The organism is Mycolicibacterium arseniciresistens, from assembly GCF_030519285.1.
GTDB lineage: Bacteria > Actinomycetota > Actinomycetes > Mycobacteriales > Mycobacteriaceae > Mycobacterium > Mycobacterium arseniciresistens.
In genome coordinates this window covers 1-644 of the sequence record NZ_JAUMSQ010000573.1, presented here as the reverse complement: position 1 = coordinate 644, position 644 = coordinate 1, and the positions used below count along the sequence as shown (strand labels likewise).

The following is a 644-nucleotide window of genomic DNA, read 5'->3' as shown; positions in this document are numbered from 1 at the left end:
GGCGCCGCACGCCGCCGCGCGCGGCGAGGTACGCAGGCAACGCGACATAGCCGCCGAAGCCGACCACCACGTCGGCCTGCACGCCGTCGAGCACCGCCCGGGTCTCGCGCACCGCCCGGCGGACCCGCAGCGGCAGCCGGGCAAGGTCTGCGGAGAGCTTGCGTGGCAGCGGCGCCGGGGTGATCAGTTCGAGGTCGTAGCCGCGGTCGGGGATCAGCCGCGTCTCCAGGCCGCGTGCGGTGCCGAGTGCGGTGATGCGGATCGTGGGGTCCAGTGCGGTCAACGCGTCGGCCACGGCCATCGCCGGTTCGATGTGTCCGGCGGTGCCGCCGCCGGCGAGGACGACCGAGACCGGCCGGTGGCTACTTCCCTGCCCCGCCGGAACGGACATCCCACTGCCGCTCACCCGTAACGCTGACCTTCCAGTGTGCGGGCCCGCCGGCCCTGTTGGCGTTGTGCGGTCCGGCCCTCGCCGGTCCGCTTCGCGCGGTCGGCGTTCTGCTTACCGGACCTGGTCTCCCGGCGGGACTGTCCGCCGGACCGTTGATCGCCTACATGATGCCCTGCGCGCCGCGCCCGGCCGTCATCGGCGGGGGGTTTGCGCCTGCGATCGCGTGCCGGGGCCCGTGGCGCCGGCTTGGCCG

General features: G+C 74.8%; 1 protein-coding gene. It reads right to left on the bottom strand.

What is annotated here, in order from left to right:
- Positions 1-391 (bottom strand): glycosyltransferase (locus tag Q2100_RS31565; RefSeq protein ID WP_302917167.1); only part of this gene is annotated, 391 nt, incomplete at its 3' end.
- Positions 392-644: the final 253 nt, after the last annotated feature.